Genomic DNA, 21,770 nt, shown 5'->3' on the forward strand with positions numbered 1-21,770 from the left:
ATGAACCGCGCCGGAAGCGCGGGTTGGTCGCGGCCCGGCCGGGCCGCGACGGTCAACTGCCGGCGGCGGGCGCCGCAGCCGGGGCCGGCGCGGCGCTCGTCGTCGTACTTTCGGAGCTCGCGGCAGCGGGCGCGGCTGCCGCCGGCGCTGCGGCCGGTGCTGCCGCCGTGTCGCCGGACGCCGTCGCCGGCGCGCTGGTGCCGCCCGAGCCACCGCGGAAATCGGTGACATACCAGCCGGAGCCCTTCAGCTGGAAGCCGGCGGCGGTGACCTGCTTGCGAAAAGCATCCTTCCCGCATTCGGGGCACTGCGACAACGGCGCGTCGCTCATCTTCTGGAGCACGTCCTTCGCGAAACCGCACGCTTCGCATCGATAGGCGTAGATCGGCATGATATTTTTCCCGCAGAAACTGGAAACGGCTTGCAAAACCTTGAATTATAGCCGAAACCCCGGCGCGCTCCGGCAACGGCCGCGACGCCCCGGCTTCAGCGACGGCGCCACGTGAGCCAGCGCTCGTGCCCTTCGAACACGGCCAGCGAATCGGTCACCGGCAGATCCTCGATCAGTTCGAAGTGCGGCGCGAGCAGCGCATCGAGTTCGGCGCGCTCGATGCCGAACGGCGGCCCCTTCGGTTTCGTAGTCACGAAGAAATAGCCGGCGAGCAACGCTCCGGCCGGCAACAATTCGGCCATCCGCGCCGCATAGCCGGCGCGCAGGCTCGGCGGCAGCGCGCACAGGAACGCACGCTCGTACACCCACTGCACGTCGAACGGCGGTCGGTACCCGAAGAAATCGGCCTGCTCGACGACGTCCGCATGCGCGCCGAGCAGCGCCTTCGCGGTCGCCACCGCCTGCGCCGAGAAATCGATCGCGCGCACGGGCCAGCCGGCCTGCGCGAGCCAGCCGGCCTCCTGCGCGCTGCCGCAGCCGGGAATCAGCACCGCACACGGCTCGAGGCGCTGCGCAAACGCGCGAAACCCGTCGGGCACGCCGCCGAATTCCCACGGCGTCACGCCGCGCGCGAAACGCTCGTCCCAGAACGCGGCGTTGCCGGGGTCACGCGTCGCGAAATCGGCGGCGCTCGGTGCGGACGGTCGTGTCGGTTCAGGCATCGCGCGGCTCCCTTCGTTCATGCGCCGTACGCGAGCGCGAGCAGCACGCGCGCGACGAGCGCCCCGACGCCGACGGCAAGCCCGAAGATCAGCAATGCCTGCAGCAGCCGGTTGGTACGTTTCTGCTCGACGAGGATCTGACGCATCAGGTCCTCGCTCGCCGCGCGCGGCGCGTCGTGGCGTGCCGCCATCGCATGGTGGATCAGGCGCGGCAGTTGCGGCAGCGTCTTGCTCCACTGCGGCGCCTCGACCTTGAAGCGCTCGTACCAACCGCGCAGGCCGATCTGCTCGGTCATCCAGCGCTCGAGATACGGCTTGGCCGTCTTCCACAGGTCGAGTTCAGGATCGAGCGAACGGCCGAGCCCCTCGACGTTCAGCATCGTCTTCTGCAGCAGCACGAGCTGCGGCTGGATCTCGACGTTGAAGCGGCGCGACGTCGAGAACAGGCGCATCAGCACCTGGCCAAGCGAGATGTCCTTCAGCGCGCGGTCGAAATACGGCTCGCACACCGCGCGAATCGCGCTTTCCAGCTCCTCGACACGCGTCTCGGGTGGCACCCAGCCCGATTCGAGGTGCAGCGTCGCGACGCGGTGGTAGTCGCGCTTGAAGAACGCGAGGAAGTTCTGCGCGAGGTAGTTCTTGTCGAAATCCGACAACGCGCCGACGATCCCGAAATCGAGCGCGATATAGCGGCCGAATGTGTTCGGATCGAGGCTCACCTGGATGTTGCCCGGATGCATGTCCGCGTGAAAGAAACCGTCGCGGAACACTTGCGTGAAGAAGATCTCGACGCCTTCGCGCGCGAGCTTCTTGATGTCGACGCCGGCCGAGCGCAGCGTCTCGACCTGGCTGATCGGCACGCCGGTCATGCGCTCCATCACGAGCACCTGCGACGTCGAGAAATCCCAGAACATCTCGGGCACGAGCAGCAGATCGAGGCCCGCGAAGTTGCGGCGCAGCTGGCTGCCGTTCGCGGCCTCGCGCATCAGGTCCAGCTCGTCGTGCAGGTACTTGTCGAATTCAGCGACGACTTCACGCGGCTTCAGGCGCCGGCCGTCGGCCCACATGCGCTCCGTCCACGTCGCGATGTCGCGCATCAGCGCGAGGTCCGAATCGATCACCGGTAGCATGTTCGGGCGCAGCACCTTGACCGCGACGGCCTTCCCCGCGTGCGGGCCCTGCTTCAGCTTCGCGAAATGCACCTGCGCGATCGACGCGCTCGCGATCGGCTCGCGCTCGAATTCGTCGAACAGCTCGTCGACCGGCGCGCCGAGCGACTTCTCGATGATCGCGATCGCGACCGCCGAATCGAACGGCGGCACCTGGTCCTGCAGCTTCGCGAGTTCGTTCGCGAAATCAACCGACAGCAGGTCGCGGCGCGTCGACAGCACCTGGCCGAACTTCACGAAGATCGGGCCGAGGCTTTCGAGCGCGTGACGCAGCCGCACGGCGGGCGGATCGGAATAGCGGCGGCCGATCGTCGTGATCCGCAACAGCAGTTTCACGCGCCGGTCGTCGATCCGGGACAGCATCACTTCGTCGAGGCCAAAGCGGATGACGGTGTAGACAATCTTGATGAAACGGAAAATGCGCATGCCCTGCGGCCCTCAGTGCGCGCCGCGCGGGCTGGAGCCCGTGCGCGCGCCGATTTTTTGTTCGAGTCGCTCGACCCGTTTCTCGACCCGCGCGAGCGCATCGCGCGCGCGCGCCAGTTCGGCGTCGAAGCCGCCGAGCACCGTGCGCCGGACGACTTGCGGGTTTTCGTCGAGCCAGTATTCGGCGACGGAATCGAGCACGTTGCGGCCGGTGCGGCGCGCGCGCGCGCCGGCGTCGCGCACGACCGTCGCGATCCGGTGCGCCGCCGCGTCGCCGACCAGCTTCGCGAGATCTTCCTCAGGTTCCCAGCGCAGGTGCTCGGCCAGCTTCGCGATCTGCGTCGCGAACTCCGCGTCGCCCTCGATCTTCACGTGCTTCATCACGGCCGCCTGGCCGCCCTGCAGGAATGCGGCGACGGTGTCGCCCGCGAGCGCGATCGACACATCGACGTGTTGCGCATCGTGCGCTTCCACGGCGGACAGATAGCCGTCGGGCTGCACGAGCAGCGTGAGCGTGACGGGCGGCACGTCGAGCCGGGCGGTCTTGCCCGCGTAGGGGATCAGGCGGTCGCGCGCCCACGATTCGCGCGCGAGCAGGTGATTGACAGCAGCAGCAAAAGGCTTGGCGGCAAAGGTCATCGGGCTGGGAAAGAAAAAACCCGCGCGGGCCGGGCGCCCACGCGGGTTTCTATTGTAACGTCGGATCGTCGGCAGACCGCGGCCAACCGCACACCCGGGCGGCAAGCGGTCGCAGTGCGGCGGCCGTCGCCCGGGCAGCCGGCAAGCCGGCCGCCGGTCACGTTCAGTGCGTGTTGAGCTGCTGGATACCCGCGAGCAGCCAACCCTGACTGCCCGACTTCGACAGGTTCCACACCTCGTCGAACGGTGCCGCCGACGCATTCGCCGATTCGCGGATCAGCCCGTGGAAGCGCACGCTCGCCGACTGCTCGATGCCGCGATCCTCGATCGCGACCAGTTCCGCGTCGAGCTGCACGACATCGGTCTGGTTCGCCTCGTTGCCGCGCGAGTCGAGGTCGATCTTGATCTCGGCGAACATTTCCGGCGTCGTGAACTCGCGAATGTCGGCCAGGTTGCCCTGGTCCCAGGCTGCCTGCAGGCGCACGAAGTAGACCTTCGCGCTGCGCAGGAACGCTTCGGTGTCGAAGCCGGCCGGCACCTGCAGCGGCGCGGCCGCCATCGCGCCCGCGGCGGCTGCGCCGCCGCCGAACACGCCTTGCGCTTCGTTCGCATAGCTGCTGCCGCTGCCGGCATAGTTGTTGCCGGTGCTGCCTTGCTGAAACGACGGGCTCTGCGAGTAGCCGCCCGACGACGATGCCGAGCCGCCCACCGAGTACGCCGGTTCGTGCGCACGGCGACGGTTCATGAACTTGCGGATCAGCCAGATGCCGACCATCGCGAGCAAGGCGATCACGATGACGTTCGCCATCATGCTCGCGAACGCGCCGCCCAGGCCGAAGTGCGACAGCAGCGCCGCGATGCCGAGGCCGGCCGCGAGACCGGCGATCGGCCCGAGCCAGCGCGAGCGGTTCGGCTGCGCGGCCGGAGCCGGTGCGGCCGGATTCGCGCGCTGCGCCTGCGCCGGCGCGGCCTGCTGCATCGGCTGCTGCGCGGGCGGCGTGGCCTGGCGCTGCGTGACGGTGGAGCTTTGACGGCCGATGCTGCGCCCGCCGCCCATGCGCTTGGCTTCAGCGTCGAGCGATGCGAACGTGCCGGCCGTGAGCAGGCCGACCATCAGCAGCGTGCCGACCCGTCGAGCCCACGGCTTCGACGGCTTGCTACGGTTGAACAACGAACGCGATTCGGACATCAGCTTCTCCAGATGTAAGGCGAATGTATGGAAAGAACCCCTTAGTACTTGGTTCCTAGGTGTAACGCTACCACGCCACCTGACAAATTGTAATATTTGACGGCATCGAGGCCCGCTTGTTCCATCATCGTCTTCAGCGTGTCCTGATCGGGGTGCATCCGGATAGACTCAGCAAGATACTTGTAACTTTCAGCATCTTTCGCGAACTTGTCGCCAAGCCACGGTAATACTTTGAAAGAATACAGATCGTACGCTTTTTTCAGCGGATCCCAGACTTTCGAGAATTCCAGCACCATCACGCGGCCGCCGGGCTTCGCCACGCGGCGCATCTCGGCCAGCGCGGCGTCCTTGTGCGTCATGTTGCGCAGCCCGAATGCGACCGTGACGACATCGAAGTAGTTGTCGGGAAAGGGAATTTTCTCGGCGTCGCACAACAGCGACGGCGTCACGATGCCCTTGTCGAGCAACCGGTCGCGACCGACGCGCAGCATCGATTCGTTGATGTCGGTGTGCCAGACCTCGCCCGTCGGGCCCGCCGCCTTCGCGAACGCCTTGGTCAGGTCGCCCGTGCCGGCCGCGATGTCGAGCACCTTGAAGCCGGGGCGCACGTTCGCCTGGGCGATCGTGAACGCCTTCCACGCGCGGTGCATGCCGGCCGACATCAGGTCGTTCATCAGATCGTAGTTGCTCGCGACCGAATGGAACACGCCCGCCACTTTCTTCGCTTTTTCGGTTTCCTCGACGCTTTCGAAGCCGAAGTGGGTTTTGCTCATCGCGTTGATCCTCAGTAAATGGCAAGACGGCGCCGAGCGGGCGCCGTCGATTTCAGTGGCAGTGGCCGTGAGGCGCGGGAGCCGCCTGCATCGGCGCGTCGCGCTCGACGCCCGCCGCCTTCAGTTTGTCGAAATAGTCGCGCCACAGCGCGTCCTGCTGCGTCGCCAGTTCGTACAGCAGATCCCACGAGTAGATGCCGGTCGAATGGCCGTCCGAGAACGTCGGCTGCAGCGCGTAGTTGCCCACGCCCTCGAGCGCGGTGATCGTCACCTCGCGCTTGCCGGTCTGCAGCGTCTCCTGGCCCGGCCCGTGGCCGCGCACCTCGGCCGACGGCGAATAAACGCGCATCAGTTCGAACGGAATCCGGTAGCTCTCACCGTTCGGGTACTGCAATTCGAGCACGCGCGACACCGCGTGCACGACGACGCCGGACGGAATCGGCGTCGTGGAAGTCAAACCGCTCATGGCTGCCTCGAATCGGTCATGCGTTGAATTTCCTCGCGCACCGCATTGTGCAGCAGCGAGGCCTGCGCCGCGCGCGTGCGCAGCAGTGCCTCGGACACGCTGCGCTGGCGCGGCGCCCAGACGGGCTGCGGGAAATGGGCGTCGTTGGAGAAGCGCGGAATCACGTGCCAGTGCACGTGCGGCACCATGTTGCCGAGGCTCGCGAGATTCACCTTGTTCGGCTGCATCACGCGGCGCACGGCCCGCTCCACCGCGTAGACCACGCGCATCAGATGTGCCCGCTCGGGCTCGCCGAGATCGGAAAACTCGGCCACGTGCGTGCCCCAGATCACCCGGCAGAAGCCCGGGTAGTCGTGCTCGCCCGTCGCAAGCACGACGCGCAGCGCATCGTCCTGCCAGAGCACCTCGCCGCCGTCTTCACGGCAAAACACGCATTCCATCGTCGCTCCCATGTAGACGGGCGCCGGCGCTTCAGCGCAGGCGCCCGCTCTCATCCCTCGCCCGGCCGGGCGGCCGTCATGCCCGCATTAGACCAGCACGCGCTCGATCCCGCCATTGTTCGCATGTGCGACATAATCGGCCATCCAGTTCTCGCCGAGCACCTGGCGCGCGATCTCGACCACGATGTAGTCGGCCTCGAGGTTCGCGTCTTCGTTGTAGCGCGACAGGCCCTGCAAGCACGACGGGCAGCTCGTCAGGATCTTCACGTCCGGGCCGTTCGCGGCGGGCGCCGGCGTGTCGCCGGCCACGACCGGGATGCTGCGCAGCTTCGCGGCGCCCTTGCGGATTTCCTCTTCCTTGCGGAAGCGAACCTGCGTCGAGATGTCCGGACGCGTCACCGCGAGCGTGCCCGATTCGCCGCAGCAGCGCTCGTTCTTCTCGATCTTGTAGCCGTCCTTCTCCGTACCCATCAGCTCGTTGACGAGCTTCACCGGGTCCATCGTCTTGATCGGCGTATGGCACGGGTCGTGATACATGTAGCGGGTGCCCGTCACGCCGTCGAGCTTCATCCCCTTCTCGAGCAGGAACTCGTGGATGTCGATGATCCGGCAGCCCGGGAAGATCTTGTCGAATTCGTAGCCCGCGAGCTGGTCGTAGCAGGTGCCGCACGACACGACCACCGTCTTGATGTCGAGGTAGTTCAGCGTGTTCGCGACCCGGTGGAACAGCACGCGGTTGTCGGTGACGATCTTCTCGGCCTTGTCGTACTGGCCCGAGCCGCGCTGCGGATAGCCGCAGCACAGGTAGCCCGGCGGCAGCACGGTCTGCACGCCCGCCTCCCACAGCATCGCCTGCGTCGCGAGGCCGACCTGCGAGAACAGACGCTCGGAGCCGCAGCCCGGGAAGTAGAACACCGCTTCCGAATCGACGGTCGTCGACTTCGGGTTGCGGATGATCGGCACGATCTTGTTGTCCTCGATGTCGAGCAGCGCGCGCGCCGTCTTCTTCGGCAGGTTGCCCGGCATCTTCTTGTTGACGAAGTGGATCACCTGCTCGACCACGGGAGGCTTGCCGACCGTCGCCGGCGGATGCTGGGTCTGCTTCGTCACGACCTTCTTCAGCATGTCGTTCGCGAAGCGCTGCACCTTGTAGCCGACGCCCATCATCACGCTGCGCGCGGCGTTGATCGTCTGCGGATTGGTCGCGTTCAGGAAGAACATGCCGGCCGCGTTGCCGGCGTTGAATTTCTTCTTGCCCATCTTGCGCAACAGGTTGCGCATGTTCATCGTGACGTCGCCGAAGTCGATCTTCACCGGGCACGGCGTCGCACACTTGTGGCACACCGTGCAGTGGTCGGCCACGTCGTTGAACTCGTCCCAGTGCTTGATCGACACGCCGCGGCGCGTCTGTTCCTCGTACAGGAACGCCTCGACCAGCAGCGAGGTCGCGAGAATCTTGTTGCGCGGGCTGTACAGGAGGTTCGCGCGCGGCACGTGCGTCGCGCACACCGGCTTGCACTTGCCGCAGCGCAGGCAGTCCTTCACCGAATCGGCGATCGCGCCGATGTCGGACTGCTGCATGATCAGCGACTCGTAGCCCATCAGCCCGAAGCTCGGCGTGTATGCATTGCGCAGGTCGGCGCCGTCGAGCAGCTTGCCCTTGTTGAAGCGGCCGTTCGGGTCGACGCGCTGCTTGTACGCGCGGAATTCGGCGATCTCGTCGTCGGTCAGGAACTCGAGCTTCGTGATGCCGATCCCGTGTTCGCCGGAAATCACGCCGTCGAGCGAGCGTGCGAGCGTCATGATGCGCGCGACCGCCGCGTGCGCATCCTGCAGCATCTCGTAATTGTCGGAGTTGACCGGGATGTTGGTGTGGACGTTGCCGTCACCCGCGTGCATGTGCAGCGCGACGAATACCCGGCCGCGCAGCACCAGCTTGTGGATCGCCTGCGCCTCGTCGAGGATCTGCTTGAACGCGCCGCCGTTGAAGATCGCGCGCAGCTCCGCGCGGATCTCCTGCTTCCACGAGATGCGGACCGTACGGTCCTGCGTGACGTGGAACACGGTCGCGCCCGGCTGATCGTCCGCGCGATCGGCGAACTTCTCGGCGAGCGCCTCGTAGCCGAGCTGCACGAGATAGTGCTGTGCCTCGCGCAGCGGCTGGTCGAGCCGGTCGCGCACGAATTCCCAGCGCGCACGCACGCGCTTGAGCAGCTCCAGCGCCTGCTGCACGCGATCCTCGAGCAGTTCGGCGCTCGGGATTTCGTTCGCGTCGTCGGTCTTGCCGAGCGGCAGGTTGCCGGCGCGGAAGAACGCTTCGAGCGCGTCGACCAGTTGCAGCTTGTTCTTCAGCGACAGCTCGATGTTGATCCGCTCGATGCCGTCGGTGTACTCGCCCATCCGGTTCAGCGGGATGACGACGTCCTCGTTGATCTTGAACGCGTTGGTGTGCTTCGCGATCGCGGCCGTGCGGCTGCGGTCGAGCCAGAAGCGCTTGCGCGCCTCCGCGCTGATCGCGACGAAGCCTTCGCCGCTCTTGCCGTTCGCCATCCGGATCACTTCGGACGTCGCCTGCGCGACCGCATCGGCGTCGTCGCCGACGATGTCGCCGATCAGCACCATCTTGGGGAATGCGTTGCGCTTGCTCTTGGTCGCATAGCCGACCGCGCGCAGGTAGCGCTCGTCGAGGTGCTCGAGGCCCGCGAGAATCGCGCCGCCCTGCTTCGACGTCTCGAACAGGTAATCCTTGATCTCGACGATGCTCGGGATCGCCTCGCGCGCCTGGCCGAAGAATTCGAGACAGACGGTGCGCGTGTGCGCGGGCATCTTGTGCAGCACCCAGCGCGCGGACGTGATCAGCCCGTCGCAGCCTTCCTTCTGCACGCCCGGCAGCCCGGCGAGGAACTTGTCGGTGACGTCCTTGCCGAGGCCTTCCTTGCGGAACCGGCGGCCTTCGATCTCGAGCATCTCGCTCTTCAGCAGCTTCTCGCCCGGCGCGTACGCGCCGTCGAACCACTTCAGCTCGAAACGCGCGACCGCGATGTCGTGGATCTTGCCCTGGTTGTGCTCATGGCGCGTGACTTCGAGCCAGTTGCCGTCCGGGTCGACCATCCGCCACCAGGCCAGGTTGTCGAGCGCGGTGCCCCACAGCACGGCCTTCTTGCCGCCCGCGTTCATCGCGACGTTGCCGCCGATGCACGATGCGTCCAGCGAGGTCGGATCGACCGCGAACACGTAGCCGGCCGCTTCGGCCGCTTCCGTCACGCGGCGCGTGACGACGCCCGCGCCGGAGAAGATCGTCGGCACCTTGTGGGCGACGCCCGGCAGTTCGGTGAGCTCGACCGCGCCGAGCTGTTCGAGCTTCTCGGTGTTGATCACCGCGGAGAACGGCGTGAGCGGCACCGCGCCGCCCGTGTAGCCGGTGCCACCGCCGCGCGGGATCACGGTCAGGCCGAGCTCGAAGCACGCCTTGATCAGGCCCGCGATCTCGGCTTCGGTATCGGGAGTCAGCACGACGAACGGGTATTCGACACGCCAGTCGGTCGCGTCGGTCACGTGCGACACGCGCGACAGCCCGTCGAAGCGGATGTTGTCCTTCTGCGTGCAGCGGCCGAGCGCCTTGGTCGCACGGCGGCGCAGGTCGGCCATCTTGTCGAATTCGTCGGCGAACTCGTCGACCGCGCGCTGCGCGGCGGCTTCCAGCATCTCGACGCGTCCGGCGCGTTCGCGGCCCGCGTCGTCGCGGTGCTCGGTCAGGTCGGCGCGGCGGCGCTTGCCGATCTCGGTCAGGCGGTGGTTCAGCGCCTCGATCAGCAGCGCGCGGCGCTTCGGGTTATCGAGCAGGTCATCCTGCAGGTACGGATTGCGGCGCACGACCCAGATATCGCCGAGCACTTCGTACAGCATCCGTGCCGAGCGGCCCGTGCGGCGTTCGGCGCGCAGCTCGTCGAGCACCGACCACGCCTCCTCGCCGAGCAGGCGGATCACGATCTCGCGGTCGGAGAAGGACGTGTAGTTGTAGGGAATCTCGCGCAGACGGGGCGCGGGGTCGGCGGCGACGGTGGCGGCCGCGCCATGCGGATCGAAAACTTGTGGTGCGTTCATGTTCGGACGACTCGGAGGGCCGATACACCGTGCACGGGCGTCGGCAAGCGCGTAGGCGCAATCTTGGGGAAATCTGTTCTGGTGCCAGGCGCGCGACTATCTCGCATGGGGCCGGAGCGGGTTTGGACTCACCGTTCCGGGCCGGCGGGGCCTGGCGGCACTCGGAGCCATCAGCACGATCGCGCGCGGCGCGCATGCCGCTCCGCCGCGGGGCTGGCTGCGCGCGGCGTCGGCTTCAATGGGGCGATCCGAGGGTGCCTCTGCATCTTCCGATCCTTGATTCAAAACGGAATTCTAACCCATGATCGGCCCGCCCGTGAGACGCCGGACAGGTCGTGGGGCTTTCGCCGCAACCCGCGCCGGGCCTGCTTCGGCGCGATTTCGCGCCTGCATTCGCCGTCCGTCCGGTCGGTAACCACGCGGTTAACCCGGTAAAAAGGGGACGCTCCGCGCGGCAAACACGCCCGCCGACGCGCTTCCGCGACCGCGCGCCCGGCATGCCGCTTGCGTGCGGACGGACCCTTGGCGCTATCATTGATCTTTTACCGTCTGCTTCCGCACCGCACGCGAGCGCCCATGGCATCCCACGATTACCTGAAGAAAATCCTCACCGCGCGCGTCTACGACGTCGCGCTCGAGACGGAACTCGAACCCGCCCGCAACCTGTCGGCCCGACTGCGCAACCCCGTCTACCTGAAGCGCGAGGACAACCAGCCGGTGTTCTCGTTCAAGCTGCGCGGCGCGTACAACAAGATGGCGCACATTCCGGCCGACGCGCTCGCGCGCGGCGTGATCACGGCATCGGCCGGCAATCATGCGCAGGGCGTCGCGTTCTCGGCGGCACGGATGGGCATCAAGGCCGTGATCGTCGTGCCCGTCACGACGCCGCAGGTGAAGGTCGACGCGGTACGCGCGCACGGCGGCCCGAGCGTTGAGGTGATTCAGGCGGGCGAGTCGTACAGCGATGCGTACGCGCACGCGGTCAAGGTGCAGGCGGAGCGCGACCTCACGTTCGTCCACCCGTTCGACGATCCGTACGTGATCGCCGGCCAGGGCACGATCGCGATGGAAATCCTGCGTCAGCACCAGGGGCCGATTCACGCGATCTTCGTGCCGATCGGCGGCGGCGGGCTCGCGGCCGGTGTGGCGGCCTACGTCAAGGCGGTGCGGCCGGAAATCAAGGTATTCGGCGTGCAGGCCGAGGATTCGTGCGCGATGGCGCAATCGCTGCAGAAGGGCGAGCGCGTCGAGCTGAGCGAGGTCGGCCTGTTCGCGGACGGCACCGCGGTGAAGCTCGTCGGCGAGGAAACCTTCCGGCTCTGCCGCGAATTCCTCGACGGCGTGCTGACGGTCGACACCGACGCGCTGTGCGCCGCGATCAAGGACGTGTTCCAGGATACGCGCAGCGTGCTCGAACCGTCCGGCGCGCTCGCGGTCGCGGGCGCGAAACGCTACGCGGAACGCGAAGGCATCGAGAACCAGACGCTCGTCGCGGTCACGTCCGGCGCGAACATGAACTTCGACCGGATGCGCTTCGTTGCCGAGCGCGCGGAAGTCGGCGAGGCGCGCGAAGCCGTGTTCGCCGTCACGATCCCCGAGGAGCGCGGCAGCTTCAAGCGCTTCTGCTCGCTCGTCGGCGATCGCAACGTGACCGAGTTCAACTACCGGATCGCCGATGCGCAATCCGCGCACATCTTCGTCGGCGTGCAGATCAAGCGTCGCGGCGAATCGGCCGAAATCGCCGCGAACTTCGAGTCGCACGGCTTCAAGACCGTCGACCTGACGCACGACGAATTGTCGAAGGAACACATCCGCTACATGGTGGGCGGCCGCTCGCCGCTCGCGCTCGACGAACGCCTGTTCCGCTTTGAATTCCCGGAGCGGCCGGGCGCGCTGATGAAGTTCCTGTCGTCGATGGCGCCGGACTGGAACATCAGCCTGTTCCACTACCGCAACCAGGGCGCGGACTACAGCTCGATCCTCGTCGGGCTGCAGGTGCCGCAGGCCGATCGCGCCGAATTCGAACGCTTCCTCGCTGCGCTCGGCTATCCGTATGTCGAAGAGAGCGCCAATCCGGCTTACCGCCTCTTCCTGTCGTAAAGGCTTCGTGCAATGAATCCCGAACATTCCCCGCTCGGCAAGGCGACCGTCTACGCAGCGCAGTACGACGCGTCGCTGCTGTTCCCGATCCCGCGCGCCGGGGCGCGCGAGCAGCTCGGCATCACGTCGGCGCCGCCGTTCTTCGGCACCGACATCTGGAACGCGTACGAGCTGTCGTGGCTCAACGCGCGCGGCAAGCCGCAGCTCGCGGTCGCGACGTTCTTCGTGCCGGCCGAATCGCCGAACATCGTCGAATCGAAGTCGTTCAAGCTGTATCTCGGTTCGTTCGCGCAATCGAAGTTCGACTCGGTCGACGCGGTGCGCGACGTGCTGAAACGCGACGTGTCGGCCGCGTGCGGCGCGAGCGTGTCGGTGCAGCTCGTGTCGCCGCACGATTTCGGCAAGCTCGAGATGGAGGAGCTCGACGGGCTGTCGCTCGACCGGCTCGACCTCGACACCGACGTGTACGAACCCGATCCGTCGCTGCTGTCGGCGGCCGAGGACGAAGCCCCGGTCGAGGAAACGCTCGTGTCCGACCTGCTGCGCTCGAACTGCCCGGTCACCGGCCAGCCCGACTGGGGCAGCGTGCAGATTCACTACGTCGGGCCGCAGATCGATCACGCGGGGCTGCTGCGCTACATCATCTCGTTCCGCAACCACACGGGGTTTCACGAGCAATGCGTCGAGCGGATCTTCCTCGACATCCTGCATGCGTGCAAACCGGTGAAGCTCGCGGTGTATGCGCGCTATACGCGCCGCGGCGGGCTCGACATCAATCCGTTCCGCACGAACTATAACCAGCCGATGCCGGACAACGCGCGGACCGCGCGGCAGTGACGGAGGGCGGCGAACGCCGCGGGTAGTCACGGCGAACCTCAAACGAATCAGCCCGTTCGGCACAAGCCGAACGGGCTGTTTTCCTGTGCGCGGGAAGCGCGGTCGCGTTACTTCGCATACGCTTTGTACGCGATGCAGCCTCTCCACCAGACTCGACTGCACACACGCTCAGGATTCCTACCTCGAGCTTTTCACAACCCATTCTGATTATGCTGAACCGCCACACCTTGAAGCCTCTTCATAATATATTCCGACCCCACAACATCCCCAGCCCTTTTTAATTCCTCAGCAATGTTTTTGTACGACTCAACATTACCCGCCCTCGGTAAATCGCATGCCATCAAATTATAAATTCCCAAACCCGAATAAATCTCCTCACGAATTGAAAGATGAAATGGTTTTCCAACAGAATTTACATATCCATTCCATAAGGCGTTTGCATCTTTAAATTGATGACTAAGCATTCCGTTGCTTGCATCATCCATCAACCCCGGAACGATCCAATGATCGCTTTGTCTCTCCCACTGCCCAGCACACAGTTCGCCAGACTGGTTGCTCACAATACAACCAGTCTTTGTTTCCAAGACTGGACAATATTGTCTACTCTGAACCACTGGCTTCCCGGACATGCCGGGATCTACAAAGCCAGCCCTGATTATGTCTATAACAGCGTATCCCCCAGTAGGAGATACTCTTAGGTGCAGATAATCTCCAAATATTACCCCCCCTTCTCGAGTTAACTTCTCCAACGGGAAAAGATTGAATTTATCCCCTCCCACGCTTGTATATGTTGCAACCTTCCATCCGGATCCAAAGATTTTTTTCTCATTAGAGGTCAACGGCGCCGAGAATACAAGCATGGCACCACCCACAAGAGGTATGCGATCCGCGCTCGCGTGGCATATTTGCGAGTATCCGATCGCAGCCACCGACAAACATTTAACCAAAACAAATCGAATAAAATTCAACGACACCTCCTTTAAGAAAGCCCGTTCTTGAGTGATGAATATCTTGCGGGAGCAACGCTCACGCCACCAACCTTTGCCATCCGCCTATCCGGACCATATATTTCCAGTATTTCATATTCGTAATCCGCACGACTATCTCCCCATTCGTCCGGATTTCTTGGAATAGATGGGTGACGGGAGAAGAATGTATCTAGCGCCTTGCCGATGTCTGGTCCGACATAAGACGGCCTGTTTACACTTTGATCCAGCGCCGTTGCCCGGCCGAGATCCGATGCAAAATATTCGCCAACTGTGCACGAATAACGCGCCGGAACAGTGGGCAATACTATGTTTCTTAGACGGTCAACGAAATCCATCAACTGGCGTTTTTCGTATGATCTGCTAGAAATCGCATGAACAATGGCCGCCAGGGGTTCATTCTTGATCCTAGACTTGAAACTACTCTTCGAACACCCGTTTCTGATAAGCTTTTTCAAGCCGTCTCCAGTAATTTTTTCTCCCCCAGTAAGTATCGGATGAGAATAGTACATGGTAGCCGTCGGTCCAGCCCCATCGACCATCCACCCGCATCGTTCGAATAGAACTCGATAGTCAGCTTCGTTGAATTTTTTGAACTGTGCAACCTGCTCAGGAAATTCTCCATTTCCATATGAATTAATCGTTTTTTGCATTGCCCCTGCAGTTACGACTTCGCTGTCATATGACTGTACGGCATCCAAATTTCCTTCGTTTTCAGACATGGCAACAAGTATCCTCTGTTCACTTGAGGACAACTCCCCAGCACTCACCATATCACCCAGCACCGTCGACTTTGCCATCGGCTTGGAGCCCCAGTAAACTGGACCATAATTGGATCCCATGCGAGTGATCTGAAATACCTCCTCGTAACAGCAGCCGCACTGGCACGCGTCGGGGGCTGAGGCAAAGTTGGCTCGCAGTGCAATTGGGTGAAGGTGAAAGACATCCGTCGTAGGAAAACCCGGGATACGTGCCTTGACGTCATCCCACCATGCGAGTTTCTTGATCCGCTTCTGCTCTTCCTCATGCTGCGACTTCGGCCCCGTCTGCTTTTCCAACTCGGTGATCAACTGCTTCCATTTCGACGGATTCGCCCACTCGCTCTCATGCTTAACAATCAATCGGGACGCCGCCTGCATCAACCACGGATATCCACCACGCTCGGTCCGTGACAGCGCACATAGCTCATCAGCCGCATGCTTACCATCGCCTCTGGTAATCAGGGCGTCATACACCTTAAGCATCAACGGACTGAGCTTCGAACGCGAAGCAAGGTCGTCAACATTGGCTCCGCTCGCATAATCAACCCACCCCTGCGTTGTCGCAAAGATCGTATGCGCCGGATCATGGGCATCCGCCAAGCACTCGAAATCAATCCACTTCTGCGCGAATTCCCGCGTCACCCGACCGCCCGCGTGGTTGAAGTCGCACACCCAGCCGTCAATCGGTTGACCTTGTGCATTCACACCGTCAACGTGCCACCAGTTCACTGGATAACCCGGATCGGGATTCGGATGCGGCTCAGCGACTCGTCGATTCGGGTCACGCGCCAGTTCGGCGAGCGAATACACCTGAACGGCGCCCGTTTTTCTCAACTGTGGATCAACACCAGGAACAAATTTTTTCTTGTCTTGAGTACGTTGATACAGCAACGTGCCCGGCGCGATCCGCAGGATCGTCGGCTCGGATGGCAGGCCAAGTGCCGTCCAATCCTCCTTGTTTGGGCTGTGTTGATTGACCCATGCACGCCCCTTTTCGAGGAACGGCTGGATGCTGTCATCGCAGAAGACTTCAATGTGTGCCATTCGGGTTCCCGAACTACACTGGTTCAGCGAGTCGTAGCGCCCCAAGTGCCCAATCAGGTCTCCTGCTTTGACTGGAATACCGGGCGTGTTGCCTGCCGCGCCCTGGCCCGTCGTCACGACAACCCGATCAAATACAGCGTCCTCAACCGTCTCTTCGGCGACCGGACCACCGTTTTCCTGGCCGAGAAACACCCACTTACCGATCGCACTCGACGGCTCGACGTATTCACCGGCTTTCTGTGGATACAGTGACGTCCCACGAAGATCCGTCAACTGCCCCCCACGGCTTTCCGTTCTTCGTCTCAATCTTTCCGATACCGACGTTGGCTCCTTGCGGCAGAATCGCGATGGGACTCCCTCCCTGGGTCTTGCGAATACGCAGCCCCTGCTGTGCCGGATCGGGAACCTGCCCGCTTCGGCCTGACGCTTGCTTATCCTGCGCATACTGCGTCACCAGCCATTGCCGCGGCCAATACGACGGCTTTTCCCGCTTCGGGAAGTTTGTGTAGTCTTCCCAGGACATCAGGTGCATGTATAGGCTGTAAAACGTCAGCTTCGTGTCCCGCGGAAACTCCATCGTGTGCCGTACCAGCGCGAAGCCCGTGCTATACGATGCCTCGTACGGCAATCCGCCATCTGCCGTTGCGATCTCACTGACCGGATAGGTCTTGTCGATGCGAAACGCGACTAGCTCGCCGTCAGCGATGCAGCGCAATCCCGCATCGAGGTCCAGCGATTGCCCTGCGCCGGCCTCAGTGACGTGGATGCCGCCGTGCCACATCCCTTTCCGACTGACGAGATACGCGCCTGAAGGCTCTCGTTCGGCGAGTAGCCGGTATATCTCGTTCTCGTCGGTAAATCGTGAAGAAGTCGTGGATTTGCCTTGTCCTTTGCGCAGGAAAGGAAATGTAAACGGCAGTAGCTTCAACCGGGCATTGGTGGCCTCTGGAGTTGGTGAGGCTTTCTTCGGTGCGGGTTTGTCGGTCACGATCTGATTTATTCAGAGAATCCTTAGCGTGACCAGACCATACAACGCGTACTCGGATCTGGTTTAACCGAAACTGTCGACGCTATTCTTGAACAACATCCCAACCTCGGCTCTTCCTGCCCAACGAAAGCGTCGCGCCCTCCCCACTGCTCAGAGCGGCTTTGTTACAAACCGCAAAATTCCAGCATCAAACGCAACTGATCAGAAATCCATCGAAAGCGCCTCAACGCAACGAGGCCGGCGCACGTTAATGCGCCGGCCTCGTTGCACAACAATTCGCCCTCGCCGCGTTACTTCGCCGGCGCCTTGTAAGCGATGCAATCGACCTCGACCTTGCAGTCGATGACCATGCTCGATTGCACGCACGCGCGTGCCGGCGGATGCTCGCCGAAGTACGACACGAACACCTTGTTGAACGACGCGAAATCGCGTGCGTCGTCGAGCCACACGCCGCAGCGCACGACGTGTTCGAGGCCGTAGCCGGCTTCCTTCAGGATCGCGATCACGTTCTCGATCGTCTGCTTCGACTGCGTGACGATCCCGCCTTCGACGACCTCGCCGTTCACCATCGGCGTCTGGCCCGACACGTACAGCCAGCCGTCGGCCTCGACCGCGCGTGCAAACGGCATCACCTGGCCGCCGGTACCCTTCGCTTCGCCTACGCCATATCGCTTCATCGTTTCACTCCTTGTTTGTCGACCGGCGTCGGCACGCAAGCGCCAGCGCCGGTCCCATGCAACGCACGGTTGCGGATGCGCGCGCCGACATGGCGCACGCGGCAAATCGGATCGGGACCGCGTTCAGAACGCGGCGTCGGCACTCGCCGGCACGCGCTCGCCGCGCGCGACGAAACCGCCGGCGCGCGCGCCGGTCGGCTGGCCGTTCTCGTAGGTCAGCACGCCGTTCACCCACACCGCGTCGATCCCGTGCGCGGGCTGCTGCGGCTTCTCGAACGTCGCGGCATCGATCACGCGCGCCGGATCGAACAGCACGAGATCCGCGTGGTAGCCGACGTGCACTTCGCCGCGCCGTGCGATCCCGTAGCGGCGCGCGGACAGCGACGTCATCTTGCGAATCGCTTCCTCGAGCGGCAGCAGGTTCGTGTCGCGCACGTAATGGCCGAGCACGCGCGGGAATGCGCCCCACAGCCGCGGGTGCGGCAGCGGATCGTTCGGCAGGCCGTCCGAGCCGACCATCGTCGCCGGGTGCGACAGGATCCGCCGCACGTCGTCCTCGGACATGTTGTGATACACGGCGCCGGCCGGGCGGATCCGCTGCGCGGCCTCCTGCTCGGTCACGCCCCAGTCGGCCGCGATCGCCTTCAGCAGCTTGCCCGCGACTTCCGGATGCGGCTCCGACCACGTGATCGTGATGTCGATGTCGCCCGTCACCTGCTTCAGGTCGAGCGTCGACGAGCTGCGGCTGTACGGATAGCAGTCGCAGCCGACCGGCTGGTAGCGGCGCGCGCCTTCGAGCGACGCGAGCACCTCGGTGCTGCGCCCCCAGTTCGACGGGCCCGCGCATTTCAGGTGCGAGATCACGACCGGCACCTGCGCGTGACGGCCGACGCGATAAGCCTCGTCCATCGCGTCGAGGATCGCGTCGAACTCGGTGCGCATGTGCGTCGTGTACAGCGCGCCCGCATTCGCGAGCGGTTCGGCGAGCGCCATCACCTCCTCGGCCGGCGCCGCGAACGCGGAGCCGTATGCGAGGCCCGACGACAGCCCGAGCGCGCCGTTCGCGAGCGCCTCCTCGAGCTGCGTGCGCATTCCGGCGATTTCGCCGTCGGTCGCCGCGCGGTCGAGGCGGTCCATCTGGTTGTTGCGCAGCGCGGTGTGCCCGACGAGCGCCGCGACGTTCACGGCCGGACGCGCGTCGTTGACGGCCGCGACATAGGCGGCGAAGGTCGGATAGCGAAACGCGTCGCGATCGCCGAGCAGGTTCATCGGGTCCGGCGGATCGCCCGCGAGCGTCACCGGCGACGCGCTGATCCCGCAGTTGCCGACGATCACGGTCGTCACGCCCTGCGAGATCTTCGGCAGCATCTCCGGCGCGCGGATCACGTGCGTGTCGTCGTGCGTGTGCACGTCGACGAAGCCCGGCGCGAGCGCGCGGCCGTTCGCATCGATGACGGTCTCGGCGAGCCAGTTCGACAGATTGCCGATCGCCGCGATCACGCCGTTGCGGATCGCGACGTCGCGCGTGACGGGCGGCGCGCCGGTGCCGTCGTACAGCTGCGCGCCGACGATCAGCGTATCAGCGGCTTCGGGATGCGAATGCATGGTCAGTCTCCTACCGGTTGACGGTCTCCGCCGCCGCGATGCGCATCGAGCGCATGCTTGATGCGGCGCAGCGATTCTCGGCCCGCATCGCCGAGCCGCAATGCGACTCCGGTGACGAGCACGTCGATCGCCATCATCATCGCGTAGCGCGACGTCGAAGGCTTGTAAATGAAATCGGTTTCGAACGCGACGACCGGGATCAGATGGTCGGCAAGCTTCGCGAGCGGCGAGGCCGGCGCGGTGATCGCGATCAGCTTCGCGCCGTAGCGCTTCGCGAGACGGCAGCTCTCGAGCAGCTCGGGCACGCGCCCGCTCACCGACAGCGCGACGACCACGGCGTCGCGCGACAGCGTCGCCGCCACCATCCGCTGCAGCAGGCTGTCCTGGTAGCTCGCGACCGGCCGGCCGAAACGCACGAGCCGGAAGCGCAATTCGTCGGCGAGCGCGGTCGAGCCGCCGCCCTGCCCGTACACGTAGATCATCTTCGCGCCGGCGAGCAGGTCGGCCGCCGCGTCGAACGACGTGTTGCGCAGCAGCTGGTGATTGTGCGCGAGCGCCACGCGGATTTCGTCGTAGACGACCGATGCGGGGCTTGCGTCTTCTTCGGGATGCTCGTCGGCCGGCACGAAAAAGCGCTGGCCGACGGCCGCCGCCTGCGCGACGAGCACCTTCAGTTCGCGCACGTCGCGGCAGCCGACGGCCTTCGCGAAACGCGTGACCGTCGCGACGCTGACCCCCGCGTCGCGCGCGAGCGCGCCGATGCTCGCATGCGCGGCGCGCGCGAGATCGGCGAGGATGAACGCGGCGACCTTGCGTTCGGCCTCGCGCAACTCGGGCGCGCATTCGGCGATCCGCGCGACGATGTCGAGGACCGGCTGGGCGACCGAAGCCGATTCGGCTGCGAACGGAGCGGACGGAGTGGCGGACGAATTCATCTGCTGAAAAGGATCTGGCGTCTCATGTTACTAAATAACATCACCGCGCCGATGCTACTTTCTGTACCATCTGCATGTCAACTTCAGTGCAATGCATAGTGATGATGGAGCGGGATGACATGAAAGTTACAAACTATCAGGAACCGACAATCAATCCGTTGGGCAAGGGCCTCGGCAACCTGCCGAGCGCGAGCGTGCCGCTCGACGACGCGGGCCGCCTCGAGTGGAACCTGCTCGCGGAAGACGTCAGCCTGCCGGCCGCCGTGCTGTACGCGGATCGCATCGAACACAATCTGAACTGGATGCAGGCGTTCGTCCAGCAATACGGCGTGAAGTTCGCGCCGCACGGCAAGACGACGATGGCGCCGCAACTGTTCCGCCGCCAGCTCGACGCCGGCGCATGGGGCATCACGCTCGCGACCGCGCACCAGACGCAGGCCGCGTATCACGGCGGCGTGCGGCGCGTGCTGCTCGCGAACCAGCTGGTCGGCCGCCAGAACATGGCGATCATCGCGCAGCTGCTGTCCGATCCCGAGTTCGAATTCTTCTGCCTCGTCGATTCGGCCGACAGCGTCGACCAGCTCGGCCGCTTCTTCGGCGACGCGAAGAAAACGCTGAACGTCCTGCTCGAGCTCGGCGTGCCGGGCGGCCGCGCGGGTGTGCGCGACGCCGCGCAACGCCAGGCCGTGCTCGACGCGATCGCGCGCTATCCGGACACGCTGAAGCTGGCCGGCATCGAACTCTACGAAGGCGTGCTGAAGGAGGAAGGCGAGATCCGCACGTTCCTGCAGGACGCGGTCGCGCTCACGCGTGAGCTGGCCGAAGCCGGCCGTTTCGCGCGCACGCCGGCGATCCTGTCGGGCGCCGGCTCGGCGTGGTACGACGTGGTCGCGGAGGAATTCGCGAAGGCGTCCGACGCCGGTTTCGCGGAAGTCGTGCTGCGTCCGGGCTGCTACCTGACGCACGACGTCGGCATCTACAAGAAGGCGCAGACCGACGTGTTCGCGCGCAACCCGATCGCCCGCAGGATGGGCGAAGGGCTGCTGCCGGCGCTGCAGCTGTGGGCATACGTGCAGTCGGTGCCGGAGCAGGATCGCGCGATCATCGCGCTCGGCAAGCGCGACGCGGCGTTCGACGCGGGCCTGCCCGAGCCGGCGCGCCACTTCCGCCCGGGCCGCGACAGCGCGCCGCGCGATGTCGCCGCAAGCGAAGGCTGGGCCGTCACCGGGATGATGGACCAGCACGCGTACCTGCAGATTCCGCCGGGCGCGGACGTAAAGGTCGGCGACATGGTCGCGTTCGACATCTCGCACCCGTGCCTGACGTTCGACAAGTGGCGCCAGCTGCTCGTCCTCGATCCGCAGTTCCGCGTGACGGAAGTCGTCGAAACCTTCTTCTGACGCCCCGCGCGCCCCGCCCCGCCGCCGCGCGGGGCGGCCGTCACGCGCGCTTCAAGCGGCCGGAGTACACTGCGCTTTCGTCCTCGGGGCCGCTTCGCCGCCGCAGCGCCGTCTGCCG

Annotated in this window: 18 protein-coding genes; 3 read left to right on the plus strand and 15 right to left on the minus strand. The window is 64.6% G+C overall.

The features are described 5' to 3' along the window. Window positions 1–52: 52 nt before the first annotated feature. The 9 genes from WS87_RS15230 to WS87_RS15270 all read right to left on the minus strand — a co-directional run bounded on the left by WS87_RS15230 (window position 53) and on the right by WS87_RS15270 (window position 10,319). Window positions 53–391, minus strand: a complete 339-nt coding sequence (locus WS87_RS15230; RefSeq protein WP_059690654.1) for an FmdB family zinc ribbon protein — start codon at window positions 389–391, stop codon at window positions 53–55. A 95-nt stretch (window positions 392–486) separates the two neighbouring features. Then, window positions 487–1,113 carry an SAM-dependent methyltransferase gene (locus WS87_RS15235; RefSeq protein WP_059820425.1) on the minus strand — a complete coding sequence of 209 codons (627 nt, stop codon included), beginning with the start codon at window positions 1,111–1,113 and terminating at the stop codon, window positions 487–489. Between the two features lie 17 nt (window positions 1,114–1,130). Then, window positions 1,131–2,708 (minus strand): ubiquinone biosynthesis regulatory protein kinase UbiB, encoded by a 1,578-nt coding sequence (gene ubiB, locus WS87_RS15240; protein ID WP_059528200.1) that lies wholly within the window; start codon window positions 2,706–2,708, stop codon window positions 1,131–1,133. 12 nt (window positions 2,709–2,720) lie between these two features. Next, window positions 2,721–3,347, minus strand: a complete 627-nt coding sequence (locus WS87_RS15245) for a ubiquinone biosynthesis accessory factor UbiJ (RefSeq protein ID WP_059820391.1) — start codon at window positions 3,345–3,347, stop codon at window positions 2,721–2,723. Window positions 3,348–3,510: 163 nt separating this feature from the next. Continuing rightward, window positions 3,511–4,536 (minus strand): Tim44 domain-containing protein, encoded by a 1,026-nt coding sequence (locus tag WS87_RS15250; protein ID WP_059820392.1) that lies wholly within the window; start codon window positions 4,534–4,536, stop codon window positions 3,511–3,513. Window positions 4,537–4,577: 41 nt separating this feature from the next. After that, window positions 4,578–5,309: a bifunctional demethylmenaquinone methyltransferase/2-methoxy-6-polyprenyl-1,4-benzoquinol methylase UbiE gene (ubiE, locus tag WS87_RS15255; RefSeq protein WP_059528209.1), complete on the minus strand. Its 732-nt coding sequence runs from the start codon at window positions 5,307–5,309 to the stop codon at window positions 4,578–4,580. Window positions 5,310–5,361: 52 nt separating this feature from the next. Beyond that, window positions 5,362–5,775 carry a gamma-butyrobetaine hydroxylase-like domain-containing protein gene (locus WS87_RS15260; RefSeq protein ID WP_011886002.1) on the minus strand — a complete coding sequence of 138 codons (414 nt, stop codon included), beginning with the start codon at window positions 5,773–5,775 and terminating at the stop codon, window positions 5,362–5,364. Further along, entirely contained in the window at window positions 5,772–6,215 is a 444-nt protein-coding gene (locus WS87_RS15265; protein ID WP_044846840.1) for an HIT family protein, read from the minus strand. The genes WS87_RS15260 and WS87_RS15265 overlap by 4 nt, the downstream gene beginning before the upstream one ends. A gap of 87 nt (window positions 6,216–6,302) precedes the next feature. Next, window positions 6,303–10,319: a DUF3683 domain-containing protein gene (locus tag WS87_RS15270; protein ID WP_059820393.1), complete on the minus strand. Its 4,017-nt coding sequence runs from the start codon at window positions 10,317–10,319 to the stop codon at window positions 6,303–6,305. 576 nt (window positions 10,320–10,895) lie between these two features. On the opposite strand from WS87_RS15270, the gene ilvA reads away from it, so the two are divergent. Together ilvA and queF are read left to right on the plus strand one after the other, a co-directional pair. After that, window positions 10,896–12,419 carry a threonine ammonia-lyase, biosynthetic gene (gene ilvA / locus WS87_RS15280; RefSeq protein WP_059820394.1) on the plus strand — a complete coding sequence of 508 codons (1,524 nt, stop codon included), beginning with the start codon at window positions 10,896–10,898 and terminating at the stop codon, window positions 12,417–12,419. A gap of 12 nt (window positions 12,420–12,431) precedes the next feature. Further along, complete coding sequence (gene queF, locus WS87_RS15285; RefSeq protein WP_059528217.1) at window positions 12,432–13,256, plus strand: NADPH-dependent 7-cyano-7-deazaguanine reductase QueF; 825 nt, start codon at window positions 12,432–12,434, stop codon at window positions 13,254–13,256. 191 nt (window positions 13,257–13,447) lie between these two features. Here queF and WS87_RS33655 read toward each other — a convergent pair whose 3' ends face one another. From WS87_RS33655 to WS87_RS15305, 6 genes are all read right to left on the minus strand, one after another. Further along, on the minus strand, window positions 13,448–14,116 hold the full coding sequence (locus WS87_RS33655; RefSeq protein ID WP_159085689.1) for a hypothetical protein: 669 nt from the start codon (window positions 14,114–14,116) through the stop codon (window positions 13,448–13,450). Between the two features lie 119 nt (window positions 14,117–14,235). Next, window positions 14,236–16,320: a hypothetical protein gene (locus WS87_RS34245; protein WP_236873195.1), complete on the minus strand. Its 2,085-nt coding sequence runs from the start codon at window positions 16,318–16,320 to the stop codon at window positions 14,236–14,238. Beyond that, entirely contained in the window at window positions 16,274–17,035 is a 762-nt protein-coding gene (locus tag WS87_RS34250; RefSeq protein ID WP_236873196.1) for a hypothetical protein, read from the minus strand. Before WS87_RS34250 ends, WS87_RS34245 begins: the two co-directional genes overlap by 47 nt. 290 nt (window positions 17,036–17,325) lie before the next feature. Continuing rightward, complete coding sequence (locus WS87_RS15295; RefSeq protein ID WP_006751946.1) at window positions 17,326–17,712, minus strand: RidA family protein; 387 nt, start codon at window positions 17,710–17,712, stop codon at window positions 17,326–17,328. Window positions 17,713–17,835: 123 nt separating this feature from the next. Further along, window positions 17,836–19,317, minus strand: a complete 1,482-nt coding sequence (locus WS87_RS15300; RefSeq protein WP_059820395.1) for an N-acyl-D-amino-acid deacylase family protein — start codon at window positions 19,315–19,317, stop codon at window positions 17,836–17,838. Window positions 19,318–19,319: 2 nt separating this feature from the next. Beyond that, window positions 19,320–20,252 (minus strand): MurR/RpiR family transcriptional regulator, encoded by a 933-nt coding sequence (locus WS87_RS15305; protein ID WP_059528223.1) that lies wholly within the window; start codon window positions 20,250–20,252, stop codon window positions 19,320–19,322. Between the two features lie 119 nt (window positions 20,253–20,371). Here WS87_RS15305 and WS87_RS15310 point away from each other — a divergent pair, with 119 nt between their 5' ends. Continuing rightward, on the plus strand, window positions 20,372–21,652 hold the full coding sequence (locus tag WS87_RS15310) for an amino acid deaminase (RefSeq protein ID WP_059820396.1): 1,281 nt from the start codon (window positions 20,372–20,374) through the stop codon (window positions 21,650–21,652). Window positions 21,653–21,770 lie beyond the last annotated feature (118 nt).

Origin of the sequence: Burkholderia sp. MSMB0856, assembly GCF_001524645.2 — a bacterium.
GTDB lineage: Bacteria > Pseudomonadota > Gammaproteobacteria > Burkholderiales > Burkholderiaceae > Burkholderia > Burkholderia diffusa.

What these genes read in the sequence shown, in the direction of transcription:
- WS87_RS15230 (WP_059690654.1), bottom strand. Translation starts at nt 391, where the DNA reads ATGCCGATCTACGCCTATCGATGCGAAGCGTGCGGTTTCGCGAAGGAC.
- WS87_RS15235 (WP_059820425.1), bottom strand. Translation starts at nt 1,113, where the DNA reads ATGCCTGAACCGACACGACCGTCCGCACCGAGCGCCGCCGATTTCGCG.
- ubiB (WP_059528200.1), bottom strand. Translation starts at nt 2,708, where the DNA reads ATGCGCATTTTCCGTTTCATCAAGATTGTCTACACCGTCATCCGCTTT.
- WS87_RS15245 (WP_059820391.1), bottom strand. Translation starts at nt 3,347, where the DNA reads ATGACCTTTGCCGCCAAGCCTTTTGCTGCTGCTGTCAATCACCTGCTC.
- WS87_RS15250 (WP_059820392.1), bottom strand. Translation starts at nt 4,536, where the DNA reads ATGTCCGAATCGCGTTCGTTGTTCAACCGTAGCAAGCCGTCGAAGCCG.
- ubiE (WP_059528209.1), bottom strand. Translation starts at nt 5,309, where the DNA reads ATGAGCAAAACCCACTTCGGCTTCGAAAGCGTCGAGGAAACCGAAAAA.
- WS87_RS15260 (WP_011886002.1), bottom strand. Translation starts at nt 5,775, where the DNA reads ATGAGCGGTTTGACTTCCACGACGCCGATTCCGTCCGGCGTCGTCGTG.
- WS87_RS15265 (WP_044846840.1), bottom strand. Translation starts at nt 6,215, where the DNA reads ATGGAATGCGTGTTTTGCCGTGAAGACGGCGGCGAGGTGCTCTGGCAG.
- WS87_RS15270 (WP_059820393.1), bottom strand. Translation starts at nt 10,319, where the DNA reads ATGAACGCACCACAAGTTTTCGATCCGCATGGCGCGGCCGCCACCGTC.
- ilvA (WP_059820394.1), top strand. Translation starts at nt 10,896, where the DNA reads ATGGCATCCCACGATTACCTGAAGAAAATCCTCACCGCGCGCGTCTAC.
- queF (WP_059528217.1), top strand. Translation starts at nt 12,432, where the DNA reads ATGAATCCCGAACATTCCCCGCTCGGCAAGGCGACCGTCTACGCAGCG.
- WS87_RS33655 (WP_159085689.1), bottom strand. Translation starts at nt 14,116, where the DNA reads ATGCTTGTATTCTCGGCGCCGTTGACCTCTAATGAGAAAAAAATCTTT.
- WS87_RS15295 (WP_006751946.1), bottom strand. Translation starts at nt 17,712, where the DNA reads ATGAAGCGATATGGCGTAGGCGAAGCGAAGGGTACCGGCGGCCAGGTG.
- WS87_RS15300 (WP_059820395.1), bottom strand. Translation starts at nt 19,317, where the DNA reads ATGCATTCGCATCCCGAAGCCGCTGATACGCTGATCGTCGGCGCGCAG.
- WS87_RS15305 (WP_059528223.1), bottom strand. Translation starts at nt 20,252, where the DNA reads ATGAATTCGTCCGCCACTCCGTCCGCTCCGTTCGCAGCCGAATCGGCT.
- WS87_RS15310 (WP_059820396.1), top strand. Translation starts at nt 20,372, where the DNA reads ATGAAAGTTACAAACTATCAGGAACCGACAATCAATCCGTTGGGCAAG.